Genomic DNA, 24,645 nt, shown 5'->3' on the forward strand with positions numbered 1-24,645 from the left:
TCATCATTCAAGTGGGGCCGTAAATGGTACGTTTTTTTGCCAGGCATTACCCGTGGGTTTTTGCGGACTGAGCGGTTACCTAGATCACATGGATGTGCGCAGCTTTCGCCACCGCCGAGATTTTATTGGTTACGTTCAACTTCCGCATGCAGCTGCAGACATGGAAATTCACGGTACGTTCGGACAAGCACAGGATGCGCCCGACCTCCGACGCCGTCTTTCCTTCGGCGGACCACCTCAGCACTTCGATCTCCCGGGGGGAGAGGTGGTAGGTTTGCGGGGGCACCATATTGTCGACCAACTTCTTGCCCGCCAGAGCATGCAGTTTCTGGCTGGCGAAGATGGCATAGCCAAGGTTCCCATAGTGTTCGTCGGCATCGATCGGACAATGCGTCCTGGCGAGGCTGAATAAACTGTAATGGGAGCCGTGCTCATCATGTATGGCTTGTGTCCAGCCGTGCCTGAGACCCTGTCGGTTAAGTTCCCGCCATAACTTGGGTGCTTCGGAAAATGCACTCTCACTCCACAGGATCGGTAATGCGGACTGGTTGCAATGCGCCACTATCGGGTCATTGTTGACGTAACCATTTTGTTCATAAAGCCGGTCCCATCCATAAGGGTAATTATTAATATTGATCTTGCTGGCATACCGATCGGGAACGCCCGAGTATGCGGCAAAGGCACAGTATTCAAATCCTTGAAAATTAAAGAAATCCAGTACCAGACGATAGGCCCTTTGCAAGTCCTTTTCACATGACAGTTTTCGCAGTTGCAAGTCCTTCCACTCGTCCATAGCATTTCTCCTTTGGAACTTTTAACGAGGTGGATCCAATCTGTGACGCGAAAATGAGTGTAGGACTTTTCCTTGCTCGGTAGTTAGATTTTTTTCTTTTGTCTGGCGTCGTCGCTATTGACGAAGGCACTTTACTAACAGTGTTTTTGATACATGTTTTTTACTTTGTAGAGCTTTATCCGCCGATGTACAAGGTGGGTGGCTTAACGCTATCAATCTTCGGCGGTGGTTAATATCCTCACTTTGCGGGACACTGCAGGCCTTGTTCGATTGGAGTGCCCCATGACCGACAATGCAGAAAAGTTTACCCGCCAGAGACTGGTCGACGTACAAACGTTGACGCCTCACTTGTTTACGCTACGCACCACCAGGGATCGCGGTTTCCGCTTCCGGGCTGGTCAGTTCGCCCGGCTCGGTGTCGTCAAGGCGGATGGGAGCACCGTCTGGCGCGCTTATTCCATGGTGTCATCGCCGTTCGACGAGTTTCTCGAGTTCTTTTCGATCGTCGTCCCGGGCGGTGAATTCACCAGCGAGCTGAGCCGTCTGAAACCAGGGGATAATCTGCTGGTCGAGCGCCAGGCCTTTGGCTATTTGACGCTGGACCGTTTTGTCGACGGTCGTGATCTATGGCTGTTGTCCACGGGAACGGGTGTCGCCCCGTTTCTTTCGATCCTGCAGGATTTCGAGGTCTGGGAAAAATTCGAACGGATCATCCTCGTCTACAGTGCGCGGGAGGCCAGGGAACTGGCGTACCAAGACCTTATCGAGGGGTTGTTCCAGCGAGACTACCTGGCCGAATACGCGCATAAGTTCCGGTTTATATCGACCGTCACCCGTGAGCAGGTTCCAGAGGCCCTTAACGGGCGAATCACTACGTTGATAGAAAACGGTGAGCTGGAACGGGTCGCCGGTGTCCCGCTGACGCCTGAGCATTCCCGGGTCATGCTGTGCGGCAATCCCCAGATGATTGACGACACGCGCAAGCTGCTCAAGGCCAGGGGCCTGCAACTGAGCCTCACCCGCCGGCCCGGCCAGGTAGCGGTGGAAAACTATTGGTAGAAAAATGGCGTCCCGGGGACGCCATTTCTAGGCGCGGGAATATCAGGGCCGTTCGTTCTGGGCCTTGAGCAAGTCGCGGATCTCACTCAGCAATAGCTCTTCCTTGGTCGGCACAGGGGGGGCGCTCGGGGCGACGGCTTCTTCGCGCTTGAGCCGGTTGATGGCCTTGACGCCCATGAAGATCGCGAACGCGACGATGATGAAGTCCACTGTGCTCTGGATGAATTTGCCATATGCCAGCACAACTGCCGGCGTATCGCCTTGGGCGGCCTTGAGGGTGATGGCCAGGTCGCTGAAGTCCACCCCGCCGATCAGAAGGCCGATCGGAGGCATGACCACGTCACCCACGAACGACGAAACGATCTTGCCGAAAGCAGCACCGATGATGATCCCGACGGCCATGTCGACGACATTGCCTTTGACCGCGAAGGCCTTGAACTCGCTTAGCACGCCCATGAATGATTCCTTGTGACAGATGAGTTGATAGCCGCAGTGTAAGCCAGTCATCGGTGTCTCGCTCGACATGATTGCTTACAAAGCGTGCCTGTAATCGACCCGGCCCCCCGCGAAAAGTTTACAAAGTGCCACCAATCGCGCGCGAAACGCGCTTCAGGGCTGACTCCCTATATTGTTTTTTCTATCAGCGCGGTATGGCATTTCTATTTAGGTTTTCATTTTCCGAGCACTAGCCTCTGAAAGGCGCACATGGATGCGCTTTATAAAATCAGAGGAAACTTCAATGAACACTTCCCTTGGCCTCGGCGCTATGTCCGGTCGCCGTTCCCTTGTTGTGCTGACCGCCAGCCTGTTTTCCCTGTCCATCCATGCCGCCACGCTGACTCGCGATAATGGTGCAGCGGTAGGCGACAACCAGAACTCGCAAACGGCGGGGCCCAATGGCCCAACCTTGCTGCAGGATGTGCAACTGATCCAGAAGCTCCAGCGGTTCGACCGCGAACGTATCCCCGAGCGCGTCGTCCATGCCCGTGGCACCGGTGCCCATGGCGAATTTACCGTGTCCAATGATTTGAGCGACCTGACCAAGGCCAAGGTTTTCGCGGCGGGCCAGGTCACGCCAGTGTTCGTACGTTTTTCCGCCGTGGTGCATGGCAATCATTCGCCCGAAACACTGCGCGACCCGCGTGGCTTTGCCACCAAGTTCTATACGGCGGAGGGTAACTGGGATCTGGTGGGTAATAACTTCCCGACATTTTTCATCCGTGACGCTATCAAGTTCCCTGACATGGTCCACGCGTTCAAACCCGATCCGCGAACCAACCTGGATGATGACTCCCGTCGTTTCGACTTCTTTTCCCATGTTCCAGAAGCGACTCGCACCCTGACCGAGTTGTATTCAAACTCCGGGACACCAGCCAGTTACCGCGAGATGGACGGTAACGGTGTACATGCTTACAAACTGATCAACTCAAAGGGCGAGATCAGTTACGTAAAGTTTCATTGGAAAAGTTTGCAAGGCCTCAAAAATCTCGACCCGAAAGAAGTGGTGAAAGTACAAGGACAGGATTACAGCCATATGACCAACGATTTGGTCAGCCATATCAATAAGGGGGACTTTCCAAAGTGGGACTTGTTCGTCCAGGTGCTCAAGCCTCAGGACCTGGCCAAGTTTGACTTCGATCCATTGGACGCGACCAAGATATGGCCGGATGTTCCTGAGCGAAAAGTTGGGCAAATGGTGTTGAACCGTAATCCGGCGAATGTTTTCCAGGAAACCGAACAAGTGGCAATGGCGCCGGCGAACCTGGTGCCGGGTATCGAGCCTTCGGAAGACCGGTTGTTGCAGGGGCGGGTGTTTTCCTATGCCGATACGCAAATGTACCGGGTTGGGCCGAACGCGCTGCAGTTGCCAATCAATGCCCCCAAGGTCGCTGTCAACAACGGCAACCAGGATGGCGCGATGAATTTTGGCAAGACCAGCACCGGCGTGAATTACCAGCCGAGCCGCTTGATGCCCCGTGAAGAACAACAAGCGGCGCGCTATAGCCAGGCCGAGCTGACCGGTAGCACCCAACAGGCGAAAATCCAGCGCGAGCAGAACTTCAAGCAGGCGGGCGACCTGTACCGCTCGTTCAACCAAAAGGAGCGCAGTGACTTGATCGAGAGTTTTGGTGGGTCTTTGGCGACTACCGATGACGAGAGCAAGCACATCATCCTGTCGTTCCTCTACAAAGCCGATCCTGAATACGGGACGGGAGTGGCCCGTGTCGCCAGGGGCGACCTGGCGCGGGTCAAGGCGCTGGCCGAGAAGCTGAGCGACTGATCCGCTTATGGGAGCCGAGTGGGTTCGGCTCCCATAATTCGCAGTCGCATGGAGAGGTCATGATGCGTAAGTTCCTTTCATTGATATTAATCACATGGTCATGGGCTGTGCTGGCCGATCAGGCTCCGACCGCCGGCGCGGATGAGGTGCGGGCACAGTTGCAAGATTATTATTTCGATGCCGCCCGCCGGGGCGATGTGCCGATGCTCGATACCTTCATCGAGGCCGGCTATTCGCTCGACACGCGGGATGAGAAGGGCTACACCGCGCTGATCCTGGCGGCGTATCACGGTCATGGCCCGGCGGTCGAGCGTCTGTTGGTCGCCGGGGCGGATGCCTGTGCCCAGGACAAACGTGGCAACACTGCGTTGATGGGGGCGATTTTCAAGGGCGAAGTGCAGATCGCGCGTCGTTTATTGTCCACCGATTGCAGCCCAGACCAGCGCAACGGTGCCGGGCAGACCGCCGCGATGTATGCCGGTCTGTTCAAGCGTGGCGAGTTGCTCGATGCCCTGAAGGCCAAGGGGGCCGACCTGGAGGCCAGGGATCCGTTGGGCAACACCCCGGCAGATCTGGCAAAGGGTGAAATCAGAATGCCGGCCCCGCGGTAAAGCCCGGCTGTTATCATCGCGGTTTTTACCCGGAGTTCAGATGGCCAAGGCAAAGCGCATGTACGGCTGCACCGAGTGCGGCTCGACCTTTCCCAAATGGGCCGGCCAATGCAGCGAATGCGGGGCTTGGAACACTCTGACCGAAACCATGGTGGAAAGCGGCGGCGCGGCGGCGCCCACCGGGCGTACGGGCTGGGCCGGCCAGCAGGCGCAGATCAAGACGCTGGCCGAGGTCAGCGTTGAGGAAATTCCGCGGTTCTCCACGGCATCCGGTGAGCTGGACCGCGTGCTGGGCGGTGGTCTGGTGGACGGTTCGGTGGTGTTGATCGGCGGCGATCCGGGCATCGGTAAGTCCACCATCCTGTTGCAGACGTTGTGCAATCTCGCCACGCGCATGCCGGCGCTGTATGTCACTGGCGAAGAATCCCAGCAGCAGGTGGCCATGCGCGCCCGGCGCCTGGGGTTGCCCCAGGATCAGTTGCGAGTCATGACCGAGACTTGCATCGAAACGATCATCGCCACGGCGCGCCTGGAAAAACCCAAGGTCATGGTGATCGACTCGATCCAGACAATTTTTACCGAACAACTGCAATCGGCCCCGGGCGGCGTGTCCCAGGTGCGAGAGAGCGCTGCGTTGCTGGTGCGTTACGCCAAGCAGAGCGGCACGGCGATTTTCCTGGTAGGCCACGTCACCAAGGAAGGCGCGCTAGCCGGGCCCCGGGTGCTGGAGCACATGGTCGATACCGTGCTGTATTTCGAAGGCGAATCCGATGGTCGCCTGCGATTGCTGCGGGCGGTGAAGAATCGCTTCGGCGCCGTCAACGAACTGGGTGTATTTGGCATGACCGACAGGGGCTTGAAGGAAGTATCCAACCCCTCGGCGATCTTTCTGACACGCGCCCAGGAAGAAGTTCCAGGCAGCGTTGTCATGGCTACGTGGGAAGGCACCCGACCGATGCTGGTGGAAGTACAGGCGTTGGTGGATGACAGTCACCTGGCGAACCCGCGCCGTGTCACGTTGGGGCTGGATCAGAACCGATTGGCGATGTTGCTGGCTGTCCTGCACCGGCACGGCGGGATTCCTACGCACGACCAAGACGTTTTTCTCAACGTGGTGGGCGGAGTCAAGGTGCTGGAGACCGCATCCGACCTGGCACTGATGGCAGCGGTCATGTCCAGCCTGCGAAACCGGCCGCTGCCCCACGATTTGTTGGTGTTTGGGGAAGTGGGGTTGTCGGGAGAAGTGCGACCGGTGCCCAGTGGCCAGGAGCGGCTGAAAGAAGCGGCCAAGCATGGCTTCAAGCGCGCCATCGTGCCCAAGGGCAATGCGCCGAAGGAGGCGCCGGCGGGGTTGCAGATCATCGCGGTGACACGTCTGGAGCAGGCGTTGGATGCGTTGTTCGAATAGCACCGAGGCGGGTGCGGTCCACTGTGGTGAGCGGATTTATCTGTGGCGAGGGGATTTGTCCCCGCTGGGCTGCGCAGCAGCCCCAAAAAAGCGACCCCAATCAACCTGGCACACCGAGTTGTCAGGTTTAGGGCTGCTTTGCAGCCCAGCGGGGATAAATCCCCTCGCCACAGGGGGGCACTGCTGGATTCAAATGTGGATCAACGCCGCCAGTTCCCGCTCCAGTTCATCATGGTCGGCCAGGTTCAGTTCCACCAATCGACGCAAGTGGGCGATGGAATCCAGGTCGATATGCTCGCAGACGAAGCCCAGGTGGCCGTGGTCGTCGTGAGCCAGCCGGACTTCCATCTTGACCTCTGCCTCCGGGCTCAGGTGGATGTCTGCCATGAAAGGCGCCTCGGGATCACCGAGCCAAGGCTGGGGCTTTTCGATCAGCAGCCCCTTGAGGGACAGGTCCAGCAACTTCACTGGCCAGATGAAGGGCCCTTGGCTCAGTTCGGTCTTGGCATGGAATTCAATTCGTACGAAGCGGCGGCGTTCGCTCATTACCCGTTCCCCCTGAAGATCCACTGACTATAGACCCAACTGGCGCGCCGTCGTTGTCGTTCGGTCAGTGGCCGACGAATGTCGGGGTATGGCCTTTACGCTGGTTAGCGCTAAACTCCAGTGGCTATCTTTCTTGTCCACCCTGGCTGGAATATAAAAATGAAAAACAATAATAGCCTGCTACGCCATCTGCCCTGGCTACTGCTGGCCGTCGTAGGAGCGTGCGCCCTGGGCGTCGTGGCATTGCGTCGAGGCGAGGCGATCAACGCCCTCTGGATCGTCGTCGCAGCCGTGGCCATTTACCTGGTCGCCTATCGCTACTACAGCCTCTTCATCGCCAACAACGTGATGCAACTCGATGCGCGCCGGGCCACGCCTGCCGTGCTCAACAACGATGGCCTGGACTACGTCCCGACCAACAAGCACATCCTGTTCGGCCACCACTTCGCGGCCATTGCCGGCGCGGGGCCGCTGGTCGGGCCGGTGCTGGCCGCGCAGATGGGCTACCTGCCCGGCACGCTCTGGCTGATCGCCGGCGTGGTGCTGGCCGGTGCGGTGCAGGACTTCATGGTCCTGTTCCTGTCCACCCGCCGCAACGGTCGCTCCCTGGGCGACATGGTGCGCGAGGAAATGGGCCGCATTCCCGGCACCATCGCGCTGTTCGGCTGCTTCCTGATCATGATCATCATCCTCGCGGTGCTGGCGCTGATCGTGGTCAAGGCCCTGGCCGAGAGCCCGTGGGGCATCTTCACGGTGATGGCGACCATCCCGATCGCGATGTTCATGGGCATCTACATGCGCTACATCCGCCCGGGCCGCATCGGCGAGATCTCGATCATCGGCGTGCTGTTGCTGTTGGGTTCGATCTGGCTGGGCGGGCAGATCGCCGCCGATCCGGTCTGGGCCAAGGCCTTCACCTTCACCGGAATCCAGATCACCTGGATGCTGATCGGCTACGGTTTTGTCGCGGCGGTCCTGCCGGTGTGGCTGATCCTGGCGCCACGGGACTACCTGTCGACCTTCCTCAAGATCGGCACCATCGTCGCCCTGGCGATCGGCATCCTGGTCACCATGCCCGAGCTGAAAATGCCCGCGCTGACTCAGTTCACCGACGGCACCGGGCCGGTGTGGAAGGGCGGCTTGTTCCCGTTCCTGTTCATCACCATCGCCTGCGGCGCGGTCTCGGGTTTCCATGCGCTGATCTCCTCGGGCACCACGCCCAAGCTGCTGGATAACGAAACCAACGCCCGCTACATCGGTTACGGCGGCATGCTGATGGAGTCCTTCGTGGCCATCATGGCGATGGTTGCCGCCTCGGTGATCGAGCCGGGCGTGTACTTCGCCATGAACAGCCCGGCGGCGATCGTCGGCACTGACGTGGTAGCCGTGGCCCAGACCGTCAGCAGTTGGGGCTTTGCAATCACCCCCGACGCGCTGCAAGCGGTGGCCAAGGACATCGGTGAGACCACCATCCTGGCCCGTGCCGGCGGTGCGCCGACCCTGGCGGTCGGTATCGCGCAGATCCTGCACTCGGTGCTGCCGGGTGAGAACACCATGGCCTTCTGGTACCACTTCGCGATCCTGTTCGAAGCGCTGTTCATCCTCACCGCGGTGGACGCCGGCACCCGTGCCGGGCGGTTCATGCTGCAGGATCTGCTCGGCTCGTTCGTGCCGGCCCTCAAGCGAACCGAATCCTGGACCGCCAACCTGATCGCCACCGCCGGCTGCGTCGCGCTGTGGGGTTACTTGCTGTACCAGGGCGTGATCGATCCGCTGGGCGGCATCAACACCTTGTGGCCGCTGTTCGGCATCTCCAACCAGATGCTGGCCGGTATCGCGCTGATGCTCGCCACCGTGGTGCTGATCAAGATGAAGCGCCAGCGCTACGTCTGGGTCACGCTGCTGCCGGCGAGCTGGCTGCTGATCTGCACCACCACCGCGGGCCTGATCAAGCTGTTCGACGCCAACCCGGCGATCGGCTTCCTGGCCCTGGCGCGCAAATACAACGATGCCCTGGCCGCCGGCCAGATCCTGGCCCCGGCCAAGAGCATCGAGCAGATGCAGCACGTGGTGTTCAACGCCTACACCAACGCAACGCTGACGGTATTGTTCCTGTTCGTGGTCTTCAGCATCCTGTTCTACGCGCTCAAGGTCGGCATCGCCGCCTGGGGCACGAAAGAGCGCACGGACAAAGAAGCGCCATTCCAGGCCCTGCCGGACGCTTGATAGAGGATTGCAACGATGTTCAATGACTTGAGTCGCCTCGGTAAATACCTCGGTCAGGCCGCCCGCCTGATGGTCGGCATGCCCGACTACGACAACTACGTCGAGCACATGCAAACCAAGCACCCGGACAAGCCGCTGATGGACTACGAGGCGTTCTTCCGAGAGCGCCAAGAGGCCCGTTACGGCGGCAAGGCCGGGCCCAAGTGCTGTTGAACTGAGGCCCATCCCTTGTGGGAGCGAGCCTGCTCGCGATAGCGGTGGGTCAGTTAATGATGAATTGACTGACCCGACGCCATCGCGAGCAGGCTCGCTCCCACAGTTGTTTTGGGGTGGCCTTGGGATTGCGTACACCACGGATCGCCTTGTGGGAGCGAGCTTGCTCGCGATAGCGAAGTGTCAGTTGATGATGAATTGACTGACCTGACGCCATCGCGAGCAAGCTCGCTCCCACAGGATCCGCTTTCTTTTTCAGGCATCAAGGAGATTCAGTTTGTCCTCTCCCATCCCGGTCACGATCCTCAGCGGCTTCCTCGGCGCTGGCAAGACCACGCTGCTGCGTCATCTGCTCAAGGCCGAGCACGGCCTGAAAATTGCCGTGATCGAGAACGAATTCAGCGATGCAGGCATCGATACCCAGTTGCTGGGCGAAGAGCCGGTGCAGGTCATGACCCTGGCCAACGGCTGCGTTTGTTGCACCATCCACACCGACCTCACCAAGGCCCTGTACTTGTTGCTCGAGCGGCTGGACAGCGGCGAGATCCAATTTGATCGCCTAGTGATCGAATGCACCGGTCTCGCCGATCCCGCACCGGTGGCGCAAACCTTTTTCATCGACGAGGACCTGCGTGAGCGCTACATCCTCGACGGTATCCTGACCTTGGTGGATGCCGCCCATGCCGACACCCACCTGGTCCAGGCCATTGCCCAGGCCCAGGTCGGATTTGCCGATCGCCTTCTGTTGAGCAAGACAGACCTGGTCGACGCGGCCCATGTCGAGGCTCTTCGCGAACGCCTTATGCGCATCAACCGGCGGGCGCCGATTCGGGTGGTCGAACACGGCAAGATCGACCTGGCCGAATTGCTGGACATCCGCGGTTTCAACCTCAATGCGGACCTGGGCGCCGGGCTCAGCCTTCGTCCGGTTGGCAAGGCGACCACGGGCGATCGCATCAGCAGTCTGGTGCTGCGCACCGACAAGCCGCTGGACATCGACAAGCTCAGCGACTTCATGAACCAGTTGCTGGAAGAACACGGCAAGCAGTTGCTGCGCTACAAAGGCGTTTTGAACATCGCGGGCGAGTCCCGTCGGTTGGTATTCCAGGGTGTGCTCAAATTGTACGGTTTCGATTGGGACACCGATTGGGCGCCAGGCGAGGCCCGGGAAAGCGTTATCGTGTTCATCGCCGATGAATTGCCCGAAGAAAAGATCCGCGCCGGCTTCGAAGCCGCGCTCCACTGACCATCCACGCGTGGGGCAAGTGGTTTTCCAACGATAAAAAAACCGGCCACTGGGGCCGGTTTTTTTTTGCTACTGCTATCAGGCGCCGTATACCGGCAGCTTCTTGCAGATCGCCTTGACCTTCTCACGCACGGCGTCGATCACCGCTTCGTTGTTCAGGTCGGCCAGGATGTCGCAGATCCAGCCAGCCAGTTCCTTGCACTCGGCTTCCTTGAAACCGCGAGTGGTCACCGCAGGGGTGCCGAAACGCAGGCCCGAGGTGACGAACGGGGAACGTGGATCGTTGGGTACCGAGTTCTTGTTGACGGTGATGAACGCTTTACCCAGCGCCGCGTCAGCGTCTTTGCCGGAAATCTCTTGCTTGATCAGCGAGAGCAGGAACAGGTGGTTTTCAGTACCGCCGGACACCACGTCGAAGCCGCGCTCGATGAACACGCCGGCCATGGCCTTGGCGTTCTTCACCACTTGTTGCTGGTAGGCCTTGAACTCAGGCTGCAGGGCTTCCTTGAAGCAGATCGCCTTGGCTGCGATCACGTGCTCCAGCGGGCCGCCCTGGGCGCCTGGGAATACCGCCGAGTTCAGCTTCTTCTCGATGTCGGCGTTGGCGCGCGCCAGGATCAGGCCGCCACGTGGACCGCGCAGGGTCTTGTGGGTGGTGGTGGTGACCACGTCGGCGAACGGCACCGGGTTCGGGTACACGCCAGCGGCAACCAGGCCGGCAACGTGGGCCATGTCGACGAACAGGTAGGCCCCGACCTTGTCGGCGATCTCGCGAAAGCGCGGGAAATCGAGGATCTGGGAGTAGGCGGAGAAACCGGCCACGATCATTTTCGGCTTGTGCTCGAGGGCCAGGCGCTCGACTTCGTCGTAGTCGATCAGGCCATTGCCGTCGATACCGTACTGAACGGCGTTGTACAGTTTACCGGAGGAGGAAACGCTGGCGCCGTGGGTCAGGTGACCGCCGTGGGCCAGGCTCATGCCCAGGATGGTGTCACCGGCCGACAGCAACGCCAGGTACACGGCGGCATTGGCCTGGGAACCTGCGTGTGGCTGGACGTTGGCGTAATCGGCGCCGAACAGCTGCTTGGCGCGGTCGATGGCCAATTGCTCGACCACGTCGACGTACTCGCAACCACCGTAGTAACGCTTGCCTGGGTAGCCTTCGGCGTACTTGTTGGTCAGTACCGAGCCTTGAGCTTCCATCACCGCTGGGCTGGTGTAGTTTTCCGAAGCGATCAGCTCGATGTGCTCTTCCTGGCGCTGAGCTTCTTGCTCCATGGCGGCAAAGAGATCGGCGTCGTACTTGGCAATAGTCAAATCACGGCTGAACATGGCGGTCCTCAAGGATCGGGGCAGAAAAGGGGGGCATTCTACCTCAACCGGTTTTGGAAGGCATATGAAAGGGCGTCATGTCTTGGACGAATGGGTTTCATGCAGGGCTCAGCGTCGCCTGTACCGGCCTCATCGCGAGCAGGCTCGCTCCCACAGGGATCTGTGGTGTATGTAGATTGCCAAGGCACCCAAAACAAGTGTGGGAGCGAGCTTGCTCGCGATGAGGCCGCTACAGGCGCCGCACGCTCTCAGTCGATCATGAACAACGCATCATTGCTGAACTGCGCTTCAAACCGATTCGCCGGCATCGGCCGGCCGAACAGGTAGCCCTGTACTTCGTCGCAGCCGTGTTCGCGCAAGAAGTCCAGTTGCTCGTGGGTCTCGACGCCTTCGGCGATCACCGCCAGGTTGAGGCTGTGGGCCATGGCGATGATCGCCCGGGCGATCTGCGCGTCCTGCTCGCCGGACGGCAGGCCGTCGACGAAGGTGCGGTCGATCTTCAGCACGTCGATGGGGAATTGCTTGAGGTAGTTGAGCGACGAATAACCGGTGCCGAAGTCATCCACCGCGATACTCAGGCCAAGGTTTTTCAACCCGGCGAGGATCTGCATCGCCTCGCTGACTTCGCGCATCAGGATACTTTCCGTCAGTTCCAGCTCCAGGCAGGCCGGTGGCAGCCCAGTGCTGCGCAAGATATTGGCGATGCGTGTGCCGAGTTGGCCGTCGGAGAACTGCCGGGCCGAGATGTTGACCGAGACCTTCGGCACCCGGACCTTGGCCTGGTGCCAGGTCTTGAGCTGGCGACAGGCTTCGCTGATGACCCAGTCGCCGACGTCCACCACCAGGCCGAGTTCTTCCAGCACCGGGATGAAATCCCCCGGCGGCACCAACCCGCGTCGCGGATGGCGCCAGCGCAGCAAGGCCTCTGCGCCGGTCAGGCGCTTGCCGTCGCCACTGAACTGGGGTTGGTAATAGAGCACGAACTCATTCTGTTCCAAGGCGTGGCGCAGGTCGCTTTCCAATTCCAGCCGCTCCAGGGCGCTGGCGTTCATGTCGGCCTGGTAGAACTGGAAGTTGTTCTTGCCGCGCTCCTTGGCGTGATACATGGCCGTGTCGGCGTTCTTCATCAATTGGCTGAGTTCGTTGCCGTCCTGGGGGCTGAGGGCGATACCGATACTGGCGGTGACGAAAAACTCGCGACCTTCGAGCACGAAGGGCCGGACGAGGCTGGCAAGGATCTGCTCGGCCACGGTGATCGCCCGGTTCAACGCCATCTCGCGAGTGGCTCGCGGTTGCAGCAGCAGGGTGAATTCATCGCCGCCCATGCGCGCCACGGTGTCGTCGTCGGCCACGCAGCCGAGCAGGCGCGTCGCCATTTCCTTGAGCATCCGGTCGCCAGCGGCATGGCCCAGGGAGTCGTTGATCGGCTTGAAGCGGTCCAGGTCGAGAAACATCAGCACGACCCAGGTCTTCTGCCGCTCGGCTGACTGCAGCGCGGTGTGCAGACGGTCCTGGAACAGCGTGCGGTTGGGCAGGTGAGTCAATGCGTCGTAGTAGGCCAGGCGATGGATGCGTTGCTCGCTGGCCTTGCGTTCGCTGATGTCGCTGAAGAAACACACGTAGCTGGCAAGGTCGCCTTCGTCGTCGAGCACCGCCGTGATGCCGACCCAGGCCGGGTAATGTTCACCATTACGGCGCTTGAGCCAGACTTCGCCTTCCCAGGTGCTGTGTTGTTGCAGTTGCTTGAGCACGTAGCGCAAATGGGCTTCCTGCTGCTCATCCACGGTCAGCATGGTGGGCAGTTGGTCGAGCACTTGCGATACCGCGTAACCGCTGACGCGACTGAACGCCTCGTTGGCCTGAACGATGTAGCCGGCCGGGTCGGTGATCAGGATCGCCGATGTCGAGTGCTCGAATACGGTGGCGGCCATGCGCAGGTCTTTTTCGGCGCGCCGCTGCTGGCTGATGTCACGGCCCACCCCCAGTACACCTTCGAACGCGCCATGGTCATCCCACACCAGCACCAGCCGCAGCTCGATAGGGATCTTGCGCCCATCGGCGCGCAGGCAGTCGAACAGATACAACTGGGTCTGCATCTGGTTGCGCAGCTCGGTCAGTTGGTCGGGCTTGTCGAGGGCCTTGCTGAGCCGGTCCATCAGGCTGTAGATGCCGGTCAGTTGTTGCGGGTTGGCGATGGTCGACTGCCAGCCGTTCCGGAAGATCGAGTCGGCGGTGTAGCCCAGCACCGCCTGGACGGACGGGCTGACATAGTTGAGCGACAGCTTGCTGTCGGTCGAGAAAATCACATCGCTGATGCTTTCGGCGAGCATACGGTAGCGTTGCTCGCTGTCGCGCAGCGATTCGCTGGCCTCGATCTGCTCGGTAATGTCCTTGGCCACGCCGATGATCCGGGTCACCTGGTCGTAGCGGTCCCGGGCCAGGGCCTGTTCGCGGACCTCGAAACGGCGCCACTTGCCGTTGCGATGGCGGAACCGCAGCTGGCATTGCAGCAACTGCGTGTAGCCGCCGCGCCGCTGTTCCTGGCGCAGCGTGTGATAGTGATCGGCGTCGTCGCTGTGCAGCAGGATTTCCCAGAAGTACTCGCCCATCTGGTGCAGTTCGGTCCGGTCGTAGCCGAGCGTCTGGCCCAGGTGGTGGTTGCTGAAGATCATCCGCTGGCTGATCACATCCTGCACATAAAGATGATCCGGAACGGTGCGCACCACATCGGACCAGAACCCTTCGCGTTCCAGTAGCGACAGTTCGATCAGCTTGCGGCTGGTGATGTCGCTGATGCTCAGGATGACCGCGTTATAGTCGTGCTGTGTTTCCGGCAGGCGCAACACCAGCCACAGATGCTGATCCCGGCCGTGGGCGTCCTGGAGCCTGATTTCCAGCTCCAGCTGTTTATGGGGATCGAGCAACGCTTCGAGCAGTTTCGAACCGACCGGGTTGTTGTCCTTTTCGGCGTTGCCAACCAGCAGTTGCCAGGCTTGCTGGCAGGAGTCGACATTGAGCAGCTTCAACGCCACCTGGTTGACTTCGGTGACGTGCACTTGCTGTTGCAACTGTTCGAGCTGTTGCGGAACCTGCAACCAGGCGCGCAATTGCTCGCCGTTGTGCAGGCCAGTCCTGGCAAAAAACGCCTTGAGGCCGGACAGGTCGAGCACGCAGAGGGCCACGCCGGTGCCCTCGAAAATGTCCTGATAGCGACGGCGCCCTTCGTGCAGCTGCCGCTGGCGTCGGCGCATGTTCAGCAGGGCAATGACCGGCAACATGGAAAACGCCAGGCCCAGCAGGCATTTGCCGATGAAGGCCGGGAGCAGCTGCTCGAGCACCTGGCGCCGGTCGAACAGCCCGCGCAGCTGCCAGTCGCTGCTGCTCAGGGGGACGGTCAACACCGTGTTGCTCAGGTCCTGCGGGGTCAGTTGGGACGGGGTGATCGTGGGCAGGCTTTCGTCGCGGCTGATGATCTGCCGATTGAGACGGTTCTCCACCAGCCACAGTGGCCGCAGGCCCGTATCGCCCTGTTTGGTCAATGTCGAAAAGAAACTCGGAGACAGGCGCAGCGCCCAGTATCCGCGAGAGCTGCCGCTGGCCTGGTGCAACAGCAGATGCACCACGGAACCGTCCTCGGCATTGCTGAAATAGTGAGCCTGGGCGCGACTGCGCCGTACCAGTTCGGCCAGGTAATCCGCGTCCTGGCTATCCGCGTCACTGTCGCTGAGCACTCTGCCGGAGGGGCTCAGCAGCGCCAGGCTGCGCAATTCGGGCAATGATTGCTTGAGCTTGCGCAATAGAGCCTGCTGTTCGTCGGCGGTTTGCGGTTGTTCGACGATCGGTAGCAGATTGAGGGCTATTTGCGCGTTCAGGGCCATGTTCAGGCTGACTTGCGCGGCGAGGTCGGCCGTGTAGTCGATGGTGTATTGGCGCTGCTGCTGTTGGGTTTCGCGCAGTTGGTCAAGCAACTGCCAGAAGAGTAGCCCCAGCAACAACAGCACCAGCGAGGCCAGCCCGCCCTTCAATGTCCCGCGCAGGGGCAAGCCTGGCACGGCGACGGGTGCGCGTGGGGACGGGGGCGGAGTGACGTTGGACAAGCTGTAATCCTGCGGTTTGCTGGACTGGCGCGACGTCACTATAAGCCGGACGCCCGAAGGGCGGCTAGCATGCCTTGCCTTGTGGCAAAGTGCCAGCCCTCGGTGGCTGGACCTGGACCGACGGTTGAGGTAGCTTTGCCGGTCAAACAAGAGCGTTCCAGCTCCGGATTCCCAGGCTCCATCGGCTCGCAGGCAGTGATCAACATCAACTGCCCGCGCCGCGCATGGCCTGGCTCGTTCTTTTCACTGTCACTGACGCTAGGTTCACCATGGCTCAATACGTCTTCACCATGCATCGGCTGGGCAAAGTTGTTCCGCCGAAGCGGGAAATCCTGAAAAACATTTCTCTTTCCTTTTTCCCTGGCGCCAAGATCGGCGTACTGGGCCTCAACGGCTCGGGTAAGTCCACGCTGCTGAAAATCATGGCCGGCGTCGACAAGGAGTTCGACGGTGAAGCCCGTCCGATGCCCGACCTGAACATCGGCTACCTGCCGCAAGAGCCACAACTGGACCCGACCAAGACCGTGCGTGAAGTGGTCGAGGAAGCGGTCAGCGTGATCAAGGACGCCCAGGCGCGCCTGGACGAGGTCTACGCCGCCTACGCCGACCCGGACGCCGATTTTGACAAGCTGGCCGCCGAACAGGCCAAGCTCGAAGCGATCCTGCAGGCCAGCGATGGTCACAACCTGGATCGCCAGCTGGAAGTGGCCGCCGATGCGCTGCGCCTGCCGGCCTGGGACGCGAAAGTGGAACATCTGTCGGGCGGTGAAAAGCGTCGCGTGGCCCTGTGCCGCCTGCTGCTGTCCGCGCCGGACATGTTGCTGCTCGACGAACCGACGAACCACCTGGACGCCGACTCCGTCGCCTGGCTCGAACACTTCCTGCACGACTTCCCAGGCACCGTGGTTGCGATCACGCACGACCGTTACTTCCTGGACAACGTCGCCGGCTGGATCCTGGAACTCGACCGCGGCGCGGGCATTCCGTACGAGGGCAACTATTCGGGCTGGCTGGAAGCCAAGTCCGATCGTCTGGCCCAGGAGTCCAAGCAGCAGTCGGCCCATGAAAAAGCCATGAAGGAAGAACTGGAATGGGTGCGCAAGGGCGCCAAGGCCCGCCAGTCCAAATCCAAGGCTCGCCTGCAACGCTTCGAGGAAATGCAGTCTCAGGAATTCCAAAAGCGCAGCGAAACCAACGAGATCTACATCCCGGCCGGCCCGCGCCTGGGTGACAAGGTCATCGAATTCAAGAACGTCACCAAGGGCTACGGCGACCGCGTGTTGATCGACAACCTGTCGTTCTCCATGCCTAAAGGCGCCATTGTCGGTGTGATCGGTGGTAACGGTGCGGGTAAATCCACGCTGTTCCGCATGCTGATGGGCAAGGAAACCCCGGACTCCGGCACCATCGAGATCGGTGAAACGGTGCAACTGGCCTGCGTCGACCAGAGCCGTGAGGACCTGGACGGCAGCAAGACCGTGTTCCAGCAGATATCTGACGGTTCCGACCAGATCCGTATCGGCAACTACGAAATCCCGTCGCGCACTTATGTCGGTCGTTTCAACTTCAAGGGCGGCGATCAACAGAAGTTCGTCAAGGATCTCTCCGGCGGTGAGCGCGGTCGCTTGCACCTGGCCTTGACGTTGAAGGAGGGCGGTAACGTCTTGCTGCTCGACGAACCGTCCAACGACCTCGACGTCGAAACCCTGCGTTCCCTGGAAGAAGCCTTGCTGGACTTCCCGGGCGCCGCCATTGTGATCTCCCACGACCGGTGGTTCCTTGACCGCGTGGCAACCCACATCCTGGCATATGAAGACGACTCCCAAGCGGTGTTCTTCGAAGGCAACTACACCGAGTACGAAGCCGATCGCAAGAAGCGCCTCGGCGAAGCCGCCGCCCAGCCGCATCGCGTACGGCACAAGAAACTGGCCTGATTCGGTCGGTTGCATGAAAAACGGAGCCTTCGGGCTCCGTTTTCCATGGACCGTGGCTTTACTTCAGGTCAATTGCCACCACCTCAATCGATAGATCCCCCGCCGGCCGCTTCCACACCACCTCATCCCCAACCTTCGCCCCCAGCAAGGCCCGCCCCAGCGGCGAGCCCCAGTTGATCAGTCCATTAGCCGCATCGGCCTGGTCTTCCCCAACCAATTGCACACACCGTTCCTGATCGTGCTCATCGGCAAAAGTCACCCAGTGCCCGATTCGCACCTGATCGCAATGGCTCGGCGTAACGACCTGGGCGCTTTGCAGGCGTTGATTGAAATATCGCAGATCCCGTTCGATATCGGCGATACGCTGCTTGTCTGCCCGCTCGCCCTGGGCAGACTGTTGGCTATGCAGTTGCTGCAGTTCGGTGACCCGTGCCTGCAATTGAGCAAGCCCCGCCGGCGTGACGTAGTTGGGCTGTGCGCTGACCTGGCGTTCGACCGGTTGATCGGCCTGGGCGGCGGCGTTGTCTTCGTTGACGAAAGCGCGACTCATAGGGTTCTCCTCTTTGGAGTTTGGGCCATGGTCGCAAGGTTTTGGTTTCGACGGATGTCTCTGAGCGACTCACTGCGTGCGATAGGCCCGAGCGGCGTCGCGATCTTTCTCCTGCTGCCAGGCACGTTCGCGATCGTCCCAGTGGCGTTCGCGGTAGGCGTCACGCTCTTCGCTCTCGCGCATGGCCTGGCACTGGCGAAAGCCGTCGCTCCAGCCCTCGGCGTAGCGGGCATCCTTGAGATAACGCGGCACGTCCTTCCTGAACTGGCCTGTGATCACGCCGGCGGCTTGCCGACCGCTACTGCAGCCATCATCGAAACCGTCGGCGAAGGCCGGTGGATAACCTCGGGCAATCAAATCCTCATGGGTTGTTTCACAGCCACCGAGCAACACCAACACCCCCAATACCACCGCCGCGCGCCACATGTTTTGCGTTCCTGCCCGATCCACTCATAAAAGAAGTCTAGAAGCGGATTCGTCAGAAAGGTGTGAAAGCGCGGTGATCAATCCGTTCGTTCAGTAGTGGTACCACTTCACCTCGAGCATCACCTCGTTCTCTGGCGAGGCCAAGTGGCTGAACTCTCGCTGGGCGCTCAGGCGCAGGCCCAGGTTGCGGGACAATTCCCACTGCTGGTTCAGGCTCAGGCTACGGCGTACCTCGCCATTGACGAAGTAATCGCCCTTGGCTTCCAGGCTCAGGTTGCCCAGCGGGTTCTTCCACAGCACGCCGCTGTTGAATCCGGCGGCCGGGGCGATGAATTGAGCGAAATCGTTGTTGTGTTCGACCCGCACCGTGCCCAGTGCAAAGCCCAGTACATCTTCGCCCAGCGCCCAAGTGCCGCCCGCGCCGCCGTTGACGTGGCTGACCAATGTTTCATCGTCGTGTTTGCCCGGCACCCGCTCCAGGCCACCAGTGACCTGCCAGGACAACGGTTGCAGCAGCTCGTTGCGCGGGGTCAGGGAGCGGATGGTCGCCAGGTCCAGCTGCTGCACTTGCCAGTCGTTGCCTTCGTACTGGCGCAGCTTTAGTTGCAGGATCTCGATCTGCGCCCCCAGCGGAAAGCTTTCGGCGTTGTCGTTGAGGTCGTGATAGGCCATGCGCAGGCCGTACTCACCGAACGCACGGTCACCCCGCGTACCCAGGCCGGCCTGCCAGGTGCGCGATTCGTGGCCGTCTTCCGGAAGGCCCGGCTGTGGGATGTCCAGTTCCGGCGCGGGGTTCTGGTTGATCGCCCTCAGCAGCTCGAAACTGCGCTGGGCCCGCTGTGGATCGCGCTCCTGGCCGTTGGCGCGATAACGCTCCAGGCGGTAGGCGGCATCGATGATCAGCGCCTGGCGCTCGCGCGGTAGCGCCTTGAAGTCGGGCGTTTGCAATTGTTGCTGGTCGGCGCTGACCTTCAAAACCCACTGCTGCTCATTATCGCTGAGCGGTTCGGCGCGGCTGAGCAACTCTCGCTCCCGGGACGGGCGGTACTGGATGCTTTCCACCAGCCCGGCTTCTTTCACCGCCTTGACGGTGTCGGTGGGGATCGCCGTGAGCGGGAACTGTTCGGTCAGGCGCAGGCTGGGACGGGCGACTTGCAGCAATTCAAGCAGGCGATAGGAGCAGTTTTCGTCGAAGAAGAAATAGTCGAACTGGATCTGCTTGAGTTCCCACACATGCTCGACCATCCGTTCGGTTTCCGCCTGGCTCAGGTTCAGGCGGTATTCCCACAGGTCGCGATTCTCGAGGCTGCGGTATTCGGAGAGTTTTTCCTGGTACGGCACCAGGGCGAACAGGCCAGGGTAGCCGCCCATCAGGCCCTTCCAGGCGTAGAGGATGCTGTTATCCGAACCTTCAATGTAGGCGCCGAAGTTGATCGCGTAGCTGAGCAGCGCGGTCTTGTCGCTTTGCACATCGGCCTGGTCGATGCGCAGCAACGTATGGCCGAACATCGATGACGGGCTGTTCAGGTACGCGGCCGGGAAGATCATCACCGCGCTGTGGGGCGAAACGTCCTTGAACCATTGGGTGTAATCGCTGCAATTGACCGAGGGCAGGTCCGTCAGGTCGAGCTGCGCCTTCAGCCAGCGGGTACGCGCCGGGTACACGCACTGGGCATGCTGCTGACCGGCACTGGCCGGGCCGTACAGGGCTTGCAGCGTGGCGGTCAGTTCGCGGTCGGGATGCTCGTTGCCGTCGGGTGCGAGGAAGAATTTCTTGTCGCTGATGTAGCTGCGCCAGCCGCCGAGCTTGGCGGTTTCGTAGTGGCCAAGGGAAATCCAGAAGCGGTCATTGGCCAGTTGCTGCAAACGTTGAGGGTCGACATGAGGCGCGGCGGATAGCGGGGCGCACACACAGAGCGCCAGCCAGGCAAGGCGTTTGAGCATAGTCGGCTACTTGGAAGATCGAAAAATAAAGACCGATAGGGCCCCAGAGAGAAAACCCGCTCCCCGAAAGGAGCGAGTGGTGTCGAGCTTAAGCTTGAGTCGCGTACTTGGCCAGGCGAGGGTCGTTTTTCAGAATGGCCAGGGTGTTGGCATGCACGTCTTCTGCGGTCACGTCAGCCTTGCTGAAGATCTGCTGGAAGTGCTCGTGGGTCACAGCGGAGAAGTGAGCGCGATCTTCCGGCGCCACACCCAGTACCACGGCGTAGGTGGTCAGCGCTTCGCCCTGACCCTTGGCCATGTCTTCGGACAGCTCGTTCATCATGCCATTCATGGCCAGCCAGGACTTGCCACCGTAGGTCAGTGCTGCGTTGGTCGAGCAGCCGTTGGTGCCGGAGGTCATGCCGAAGGTGGCGTTGCCGGAGGTGCCGTTGGTGGTGGATGCGAGGAAGTGGGCCGGGGTGCCACGCTGACCTTCGAACAGCATGTTGCCCCAACCGCAATCCGGGCCGCCCGGCGCCTGAGCCATGGCGTTGATGGATACAGCGGTGAAGAGAGTACCGAGAAGAATCCGTTTCATAGCTATGTTCTCTTTATGTGCATACCAATGGACAGGGTCTGGCCCCTACAGGAGCCAGTGGGCCGGTTATTGTTCCAGCCGCGCAGTTTGGAGTTTAGGCACGATCCGAGGGTTCCGTGACATTTTGCAAAAACATTACTGCAAACCCGTTGCTTGCGGGGCTCTGCGCTGGGTTTTTCCCTCGACTATGCTTTGGCCTGAGACGCTCCTTGCCAGTCAGGTATAGGCAGCGCCAGAATGCCGCTATCTGCCCCGCCTGATGTAAGGAAGCCCGATGCCTGATCCTGTTGCTGCCAGCTTGCGTCTAGCGCCCGAAGCGCTGACCCGTCCGTTTTCCGCTGAACAGTTCAGCTTCTCTACCACCAATGATCTGGAGCCCTTCCGCGGTGTGCTTGGCCAGGAGCGTGCGGTCGAAGCATTGCAGTTCGGTGTGGCGATGCCACGCCCCGGTTACAACGTATTCGTCATGGGTGAGCCCGGTACTGGCCGGTTCTCTTTCGTCAAGCGCTACCTCAAGGCCGAAGGCAAGCGCATGCAGACCCCGTCGGACTGGGTCTATGTCAATAACTTCGATGAGCCTCGGGAGCCACGCGCCCTGGAGCTGCCCTCGGGTACGGCGGGCACGTTCATCGGCGATATCAATGGCCTTATCGACAATCTGCTGGCGACTTTTCCGGCCGTGTTCGAGCACCCGTCCTACCAGCAGAAAAAAAGCGCCATCGACCGCGCCTTCAACCAGCGCTACGACCGCGCTCTCGATGTGATCGAGCGCCTGGCATTGGAAAAGGATGTCGCGCTGTACCGTGACAGCAGCAACATCGCGTTCACGCCGATGAGCGAGGGCAAGGCGCTGGACGAGGCGGAGTTCGCCCAACTGCCGGAGGCCGAGCGCGAGCGGTTCCACGAAGATATTTCCGGCTTGGAGGAGCGCCTGAACGAAGAGCTCGCCAGCCTCCCGCAGTGGAAACGCGAATCCAACAACCAGTTGCGTCAGCTCAACGAAGAAACCATCACGCTGGCCTTACAGCCTTTGCTGGCGCCGTTGTCGGAAAAGTACGCCGAGAACGCCGCGGTTTGTGGATATCTGCAAGCCATGCAGGTCTATCTGCTCAAGACCGTGGTCGAACAACTGGTGGACGACAGCAAGACCGACGCCGTCGCCCGCAAGCTGCTGGAAGAGCAATACGCGCCGAGCCTGGTCGTCGGCCATCCGGCGAGCGGTGGCGCGCCGGTGGTGTTCGAGCCGCACCCGACCTACGACAACCTGTTCGGGCGCATCGAGTACAGCACCGACCAGGGCGCGCTCTACACCACGTATCGGCAGTTGCGCCCAGGCGCCTTGCACCGTGCCAACGGTGGTTTTCTGATCCTGGAAGCGGAAAAGATGCTCGGCGAGCCGTTCGTGTGGGATGCGCTCAAGCGTGCCCTGCAGTCGCGCAAGCTGAAAATGGAGTCGCCACTGGGCGAGTTGGGGCGGCTGGCGACGGTCACCCTGACGCCGCAGCACATCCCGTTGCAGGTCAAGGTCGTGATCATCGGCGCGCGCCAGCTCTATTACGCCTTGCAGGACCTGGATTCGGATTTCCAGGAAATGTTTCGCGTACTGGTGGACTTCGATGAAGACATCCCGATGGGCGACGAGAGCCTGGAGCAGTTTGCCCAGTTGCTCAAGACACGCACCTCGGAAGAGGGCATGGCGCCGCTGACCGCCGATGCGGTGGCGCGCTTGGCGACTTACAGTGCGCGTCTGGCCGAACACCAGGGACGCCTTTCGGCGCGTATCGGTGACCTTTTCCAACTGGTCAGCGAGGCGGATTTCATCCGCCAACTGGCCGGTGACGAGATGACCGATGCCGGTCACATCGAGCGCGCCTTGAAGGCCAAGGCAACCCGCACCGGGCGTGTCTCGGCGCGAATCCTCGACGACATGCTGGCGGGGATCATCCTCATCGACACCGACGGCGCGGCCGTGGGCAAGTGCAACGGGTTGACGGTACTTGAGGTGGGCGACTCTGCGTTCGGTGTCCCGGCGCGCATTTCGGCCACGGTATATCCCGGCGGCAGCGGTATCGTCGACATCGAGCGAGAGGTCAACCTCGGCCAGCCGATCCACTCCAAGGGTGTGATGATTCTTACCGGCTACCTGGGAAGCCGGTATGCCCAGGAATTCCCGCTAGCGATCTCGGCCAGCATCGCCCTGGAGCAGTCCTACGGCTATGTGGACGGCGACAGCGCATCCCTCGGCGAAGCTTGCACGCTGATCTCGGCCTTGTCGAAGACGCCATTGAAGCAGTGCTTCGCCATCACCGGCTCGATCAACCAATTTGGTGAAGTGCAGGCGGTGGGTGGGGTCAACGAGAAGATCGAAGGCTTCTTCCGCCTCTGTGAAGCCCGCGGGCTGACAGGCGAGCAGGGGGCGATCATTCCCCAGGCCAACGTTGCGACCCTGATGCTCGATGAAAAAGTGCTGGCCGCCGTGCGCGCCGGGCAATTCCACGTCTACGCCGTGCGCCAGGCCGACGAAGCCCTGAGCCTGCTGGTGGGCGAACCCGCGGGCGAGCCGGACGAGAACGGCGAGTTCCCGGAGGGCAGCGTCAATGCGCGCGTGGTGGAGCGGCTGCGGGTTATCGCGGAAATGATCAGCGAGGACGATATCAAGGAGGCGGAAAAGGAACTGGCGCAGCAGGCGCTGGCGGAGGCCAAGCCGGCTTGAGGATTTTCACGATATCGGAAACCTAATTGTGGGAGCGAGCCTGCTCGCGATAGCGGATGGACAGTCGACATCATTGTTGCTGTCCATCCGCCTTCGCGAGCAGGCTCGCTCCCACACTGTTTTGTTGTGGATCATTTTCTTAATGCGCCACCAGCTTGGCGTCAATATTCACACTGTGACCGCTCGGCGCATTCTGGTTTCGAAATCCTTCGCCGCCGGAACTTTTCTCCTATCCTCAGTTCAAGGATAACGAGAGCCATCATTGGATCGAAACAGCCCCGCCTGGGCTGAATACCGGATCTACCGAGGGGCGCCGCCATGTCGCGCAACCTTTGCCTTACCCGCCAGTGCCTGGGCCTGGTGACCCGCATTGAATGTGCTGTCCGTCCGCTCGCTGGAGACACGGGCATGTGGACCGTGCTCTTCGCCGCCGGAATGGCCGGTGAGCAACCTTCCGCCATCAAGGCCCAGGGGCCTTTTCCCGGGCCGACCGCCGCAGAAACCATACTCGACACCATCGTCCAGAGCCTGACGACCCACGGTTATGAACTGGCCGACGATCCGCAGATCTGGTCCCTGCACATGCAGGCGCAACTGCGAGAGATCAACGGAGGGCGTTGTCGCAACGTTGGCGGTTTTGAGTTTCGTCCGCTTCAGTGAGTCGTCCAAGGGCATGCTCCGCCAGTAGA

Annotated in this window: 19 protein-coding genes; 10 read left to right on the top strand and 9 right to left on the bottom strand. The window is 60.7% G+C overall.

Going from position 1 to position 24,645, the window contains the following annotated elements; genetic code table 11:
• Positions 1–79: 79 nt before the first annotated feature.
• Positions 80–793: an autoinducer binding domain-containing protein gene (locus J3P81_RS03725; RefSeq protein ID WP_434562214.1), complete on the bottom strand. Its 714-nt coding sequence runs from the start codon at positions 791–793 to the stop codon at positions 80–82.
• Between the two features lie 282 nt (positions 794–1,075).
• Between J3P81_RS03725 and J3P81_RS03730 the strand changes: the two genes are divergently transcribed.
• On the top strand, positions 1,076–1,852 hold the full coding sequence (locus J3P81_RS03730) for a ferredoxin--NADP reductase (protein ID WP_420767275.1): 777 nt from the start codon (positions 1,076–1,078) through the stop codon (positions 1,850–1,852).
• Between the two features lie 42 nt (positions 1,853–1,894).
• On the opposite strand, the gene mscL is transcribed toward J3P81_RS03730, so the two are convergent.
• The gene (gene mscL, locus J3P81_RS03735) at positions 1,895–2,308 is read right to left on the bottom strand and encodes a large-conductance mechanosensitive channel protein MscL (protein ID WP_420767274.1); all 414 of its coding nucleotides are present in this window, start codon (positions 2,306–2,308) and stop codon (positions 1,895–1,897) included.
• 283 nt (positions 2,309–2,591) lie between these two features.
• Between mscL and katB the strand changes: the two genes are divergently transcribed.
• The 3 genes from katB (at position 2,592) to radA (ending at position 6,152) form a co-directional block, all read left to right on the top strand.
• Positions 2,592–4,133 (top strand): catalase KatB, encoded by a 1,542-nt coding sequence (gene katB / locus J3P81_RS03740; RefSeq protein ID WP_434562216.1) that lies wholly within the window; start codon positions 2,592–2,594, stop codon positions 4,131–4,133.
• A 62-nt stretch (positions 4,134–4,195) separates the two neighbouring features.
• The gene (locus tag J3P81_RS03745; protein WP_434564076.1) at positions 4,196–4,744 is read left to right on the top strand and encodes an ankyrin repeat domain-containing protein; all 549 of its coding nucleotides are present in this window, start codon (positions 4,196–4,198) and stop codon (positions 4,742–4,744) included.
• Positions 4,745–4,784: 40 nt separating this feature from the next.
• Entirely contained in the window at positions 4,785–6,152 is a 1,368-nt protein-coding gene (gene radA, locus J3P81_RS03750; RefSeq protein ID WP_030140305.1) for a DNA repair protein RadA, read from the top strand.
• Positions 6,153–6,341: 189 nt separating this feature from the next.
• Here the strand turns inward: radA and J3P81_RS03755 are convergent, their stop codons facing one another.
• Positions 6,342–6,698 carry a PilZ domain-containing protein gene (locus tag J3P81_RS03755; protein WP_434562218.1) on the bottom strand — a complete coding sequence of 119 codons (357 nt, stop codon included), beginning with the start codon at positions 6,696–6,698 and terminating at the stop codon, positions 6,342–6,344.
• A gap of 159 nt (positions 6,699–6,857) precedes the next feature.
• Here J3P81_RS03755 and J3P81_RS03760 point away from each other — a divergent pair, with 159 nt between their 5' ends.
• The 3 genes from J3P81_RS03760 (at position 6,858) to yjiA (ending at position 10,383) form a co-directional block, all read left to right on the top strand.
• On the top strand, positions 6,858–8,924 hold the full coding sequence (locus J3P81_RS03760) for a carbon starvation CstA family protein (protein ID WP_420767271.1): 2,067 nt from the start codon (positions 6,858–6,860) through the stop codon (positions 8,922–8,924).
• 15 nt (positions 8,925–8,939) lie between these two features.
• Entirely contained in the window at positions 8,940–9,137 is a 198-nt protein-coding gene (locus tag J3P81_RS03765; protein WP_072390895.1) for a YbdD/YjiX family protein, read from the top strand.
• A gap of 277 nt (positions 9,138–9,414) precedes the next feature.
• A complete protein-coding gene (gene yjiA / locus J3P81_RS03770; RefSeq protein WP_434562220.1) occupies positions 9,415–10,383 on the top strand; it encodes a GTPase in 969 nt (322 codons plus the stop codon).
• A gap of 78 nt (positions 10,384–10,461) precedes the next feature.
• On the opposite strand, the gene glyA is transcribed toward yjiA, so the two are convergent.
• Entirely contained in the window at positions 10,462–11,715 is a 1,254-nt protein-coding gene (gene glyA / locus J3P81_RS03775) for a serine hydroxymethyltransferase (protein ID WP_230153609.1), read from the bottom strand.
• Positions 11,716–11,963: 248 nt separating this feature from the next.
• Positions 11,964–15,812 (bottom strand): sensor domain-containing protein, encoded by a 3,849-nt coding sequence (locus tag J3P81_RS03780; RefSeq protein WP_434562222.1) that lies wholly within the window; start codon positions 15,810–15,812, stop codon positions 11,964–11,966.
• 269 nt (positions 15,813–16,081) lie between these two features.
• On the opposite strand from J3P81_RS03780, the gene ettA reads away from it, so the two are divergent.
• The gene (gene ettA, locus J3P81_RS03785) at positions 16,082–17,746 is read left to right on the top strand and encodes an energy-dependent translational throttle protein EttA (RefSeq protein ID WP_420767658.1); all 1,665 of its coding nucleotides are present in this window, start codon (positions 16,082–16,084) and stop codon (positions 17,744–17,746) included.
• 58 nt (positions 17,747–17,804) lie between these two features.
• Here ettA and J3P81_RS03790 read toward each other — a convergent pair whose 3' ends face one another.
• The 4 genes from J3P81_RS03790 to J3P81_RS03805 form a co-directional block, all read right to left on the bottom strand.
• The gene (locus J3P81_RS03790; RefSeq protein ID WP_434562224.1) at positions 17,805–18,296 is read right to left on the bottom strand and encodes a GreA/GreB family elongation factor; all 492 of its coding nucleotides are present in this window, start codon (positions 18,294–18,296) and stop codon (positions 17,805–17,807) included.
• A 69-nt stretch (positions 18,297–18,365) separates the two neighbouring features.
• Positions 18,366–18,722 carry a hypothetical protein gene (locus J3P81_RS03795; RefSeq protein WP_434562226.1) on the bottom strand — a complete coding sequence of 119 codons (357 nt, stop codon included), beginning with the start codon at positions 18,720–18,722 and terminating at the stop codon, positions 18,366–18,368.
• A gap of 90 nt (positions 18,723–18,812) precedes the next feature.
• Positions 18,813–20,666: an Lnb N-terminal periplasmic domain-containing protein gene (locus tag J3P81_RS03800; RefSeq protein ID WP_420767655.1), complete on the bottom strand. Its 1,854-nt coding sequence runs from the start codon at positions 20,664–20,666 to the stop codon at positions 18,813–18,815.
• Between the two features lie 88 nt (positions 20,667–20,754).
• A complete protein-coding gene (locus J3P81_RS03805) occupies positions 20,755–21,243 on the bottom strand; it encodes a DUF3015 domain-containing protein (protein WP_420767654.1) in 489 nt (162 codons plus the stop codon).
• A 274-nt stretch (positions 21,244–21,517) separates the two neighbouring features.
• On the opposite strand from J3P81_RS03805, the gene J3P81_RS03810 reads away from it, so the two are divergent.
• Together J3P81_RS03810 and J3P81_RS03815 are read left to right on the top strand one after the other, a co-directional pair.
• Positions 21,518–23,956: a Lon protease family protein gene (locus tag J3P81_RS03810; protein WP_434562228.1), complete on the top strand. Its 2,439-nt coding sequence runs from the start codon at positions 21,518–21,520 to the stop codon at positions 23,954–23,956.
• A gap of 318 nt (positions 23,957–24,274) precedes the next feature.
• A complete protein-coding gene (locus J3P81_RS03815; protein WP_420767652.1) occupies positions 24,275–24,616 on the top strand; it encodes a hypothetical protein in 342 nt (113 codons plus the stop codon).
• The last annotated feature ends 29 nt before the right edge of the window (positions 24,617–24,645 follow it).

It is taken from the genome of Pseudomonas sp. R1-6, from assembly GCF_051132115.1.
GTDB lineage: Bacteria > Pseudomonadota > Gammaproteobacteria > Pseudomonadales > Pseudomonadaceae > Aquipseudomonas.

Coding starts and splice junctions, on each gene's coding strand:
- J3P81_RS03800 (WP_420767655.1), bottom strand. CDS start 20,666: ATGCTCAAACGCCTTGCCTGGCTGGCGCTCTGTGTGTGCGCCCCGCTA.
- J3P81_RS03805 (WP_420767654.1), bottom strand. CDS start 21,243: ATGAAACGGATTCTTCTCGGTACTCTCTTCACCGCTGTATCCATCAAC.
- J3P81_RS03790 (WP_434562224.1), bottom strand. CDS start 18,296: ATGAGTCGCGCTTTCGTCAACGAAGACAACGCCGCCGCCCAGGCCGAT.
- J3P81_RS03795 (WP_434562226.1), bottom strand. CDS start 18,722: ATGTGGCGCGCGGCGGTGGTATTGGGGGTGTTGGTGTTGCTCGGTGGC.
- J3P81_RS03815 (WP_420767652.1), top strand. CDS start 24,275: ATGTCGCGCAACCTTTGCCTTACCCGCCAGTGCCTGGGCCTGGTGACC.
- katB (WP_434562216.1), top strand. CDS start 2,592: ATGAACACTTCCCTTGGCCTCGGCGCTATGTCCGGTCGCCGTTCCCTT.
- J3P81_RS03810 (WP_434562228.1), top strand. CDS start 21,518: ATGCCTGATCCTGTTGCTGCCAGCTTGCGTCTAGCGCCCGAAGCGCTG.
- J3P81_RS03755 (WP_434562218.1), bottom strand. CDS start 6,698: ATGAGCGAACGCCGCCGCTTCGTACGAATTGAATTCCATGCCAAGACC.
- glyA (WP_230153609.1), bottom strand. CDS start 11,715: ATGTTCAGCCGTGATTTGACTATTGCCAAGTACGACGCCGATCTCTTT.
- ettA (WP_420767658.1), top strand. CDS start 16,082: ATGGCTCAATACGTCTTCACCATGCATCGGCTGGGCAAAGTTGTTCCG.
- radA (WP_030140305.1), top strand. CDS start 4,785: ATGGCCAAGGCAAAGCGCATGTACGGCTGCACCGAGTGCGGCTCGACC.
- mscL (WP_420767274.1), bottom strand. CDS start 2,308: ATGGGCGTGCTAAGCGAGTTCAAGGCCTTCGCGGTCAAAGGCAATGTC.
- J3P81_RS03730 (WP_420767275.1), top strand. CDS start 1,076: ATGACCGACAATGCAGAAAAGTTTACCCGCCAGAGACTGGTCGACGTA.
- J3P81_RS03725 (WP_434562214.1), bottom strand. CDS start 793: ATGGACGAGTGGAAGGACTTGCAACTGCGAAAACTGTCATGTGAAAAG.
- J3P81_RS03760 (WP_420767271.1), top strand. CDS start 6,858: ATGAAAAACAATAATAGCCTGCTACGCCATCTGCCCTGGCTACTGCTG.
- J3P81_RS03765 (WP_072390895.1), top strand. CDS start 8,940: ATGTTCAATGACTTGAGTCGCCTCGGTAAATACCTCGGTCAGGCCGCC.
- J3P81_RS03745 (WP_434564076.1), top strand. CDS start 4,196: ATGCGTAAGTTCCTTTCATTGATATTAATCACATGGTCATGGGCTGTG.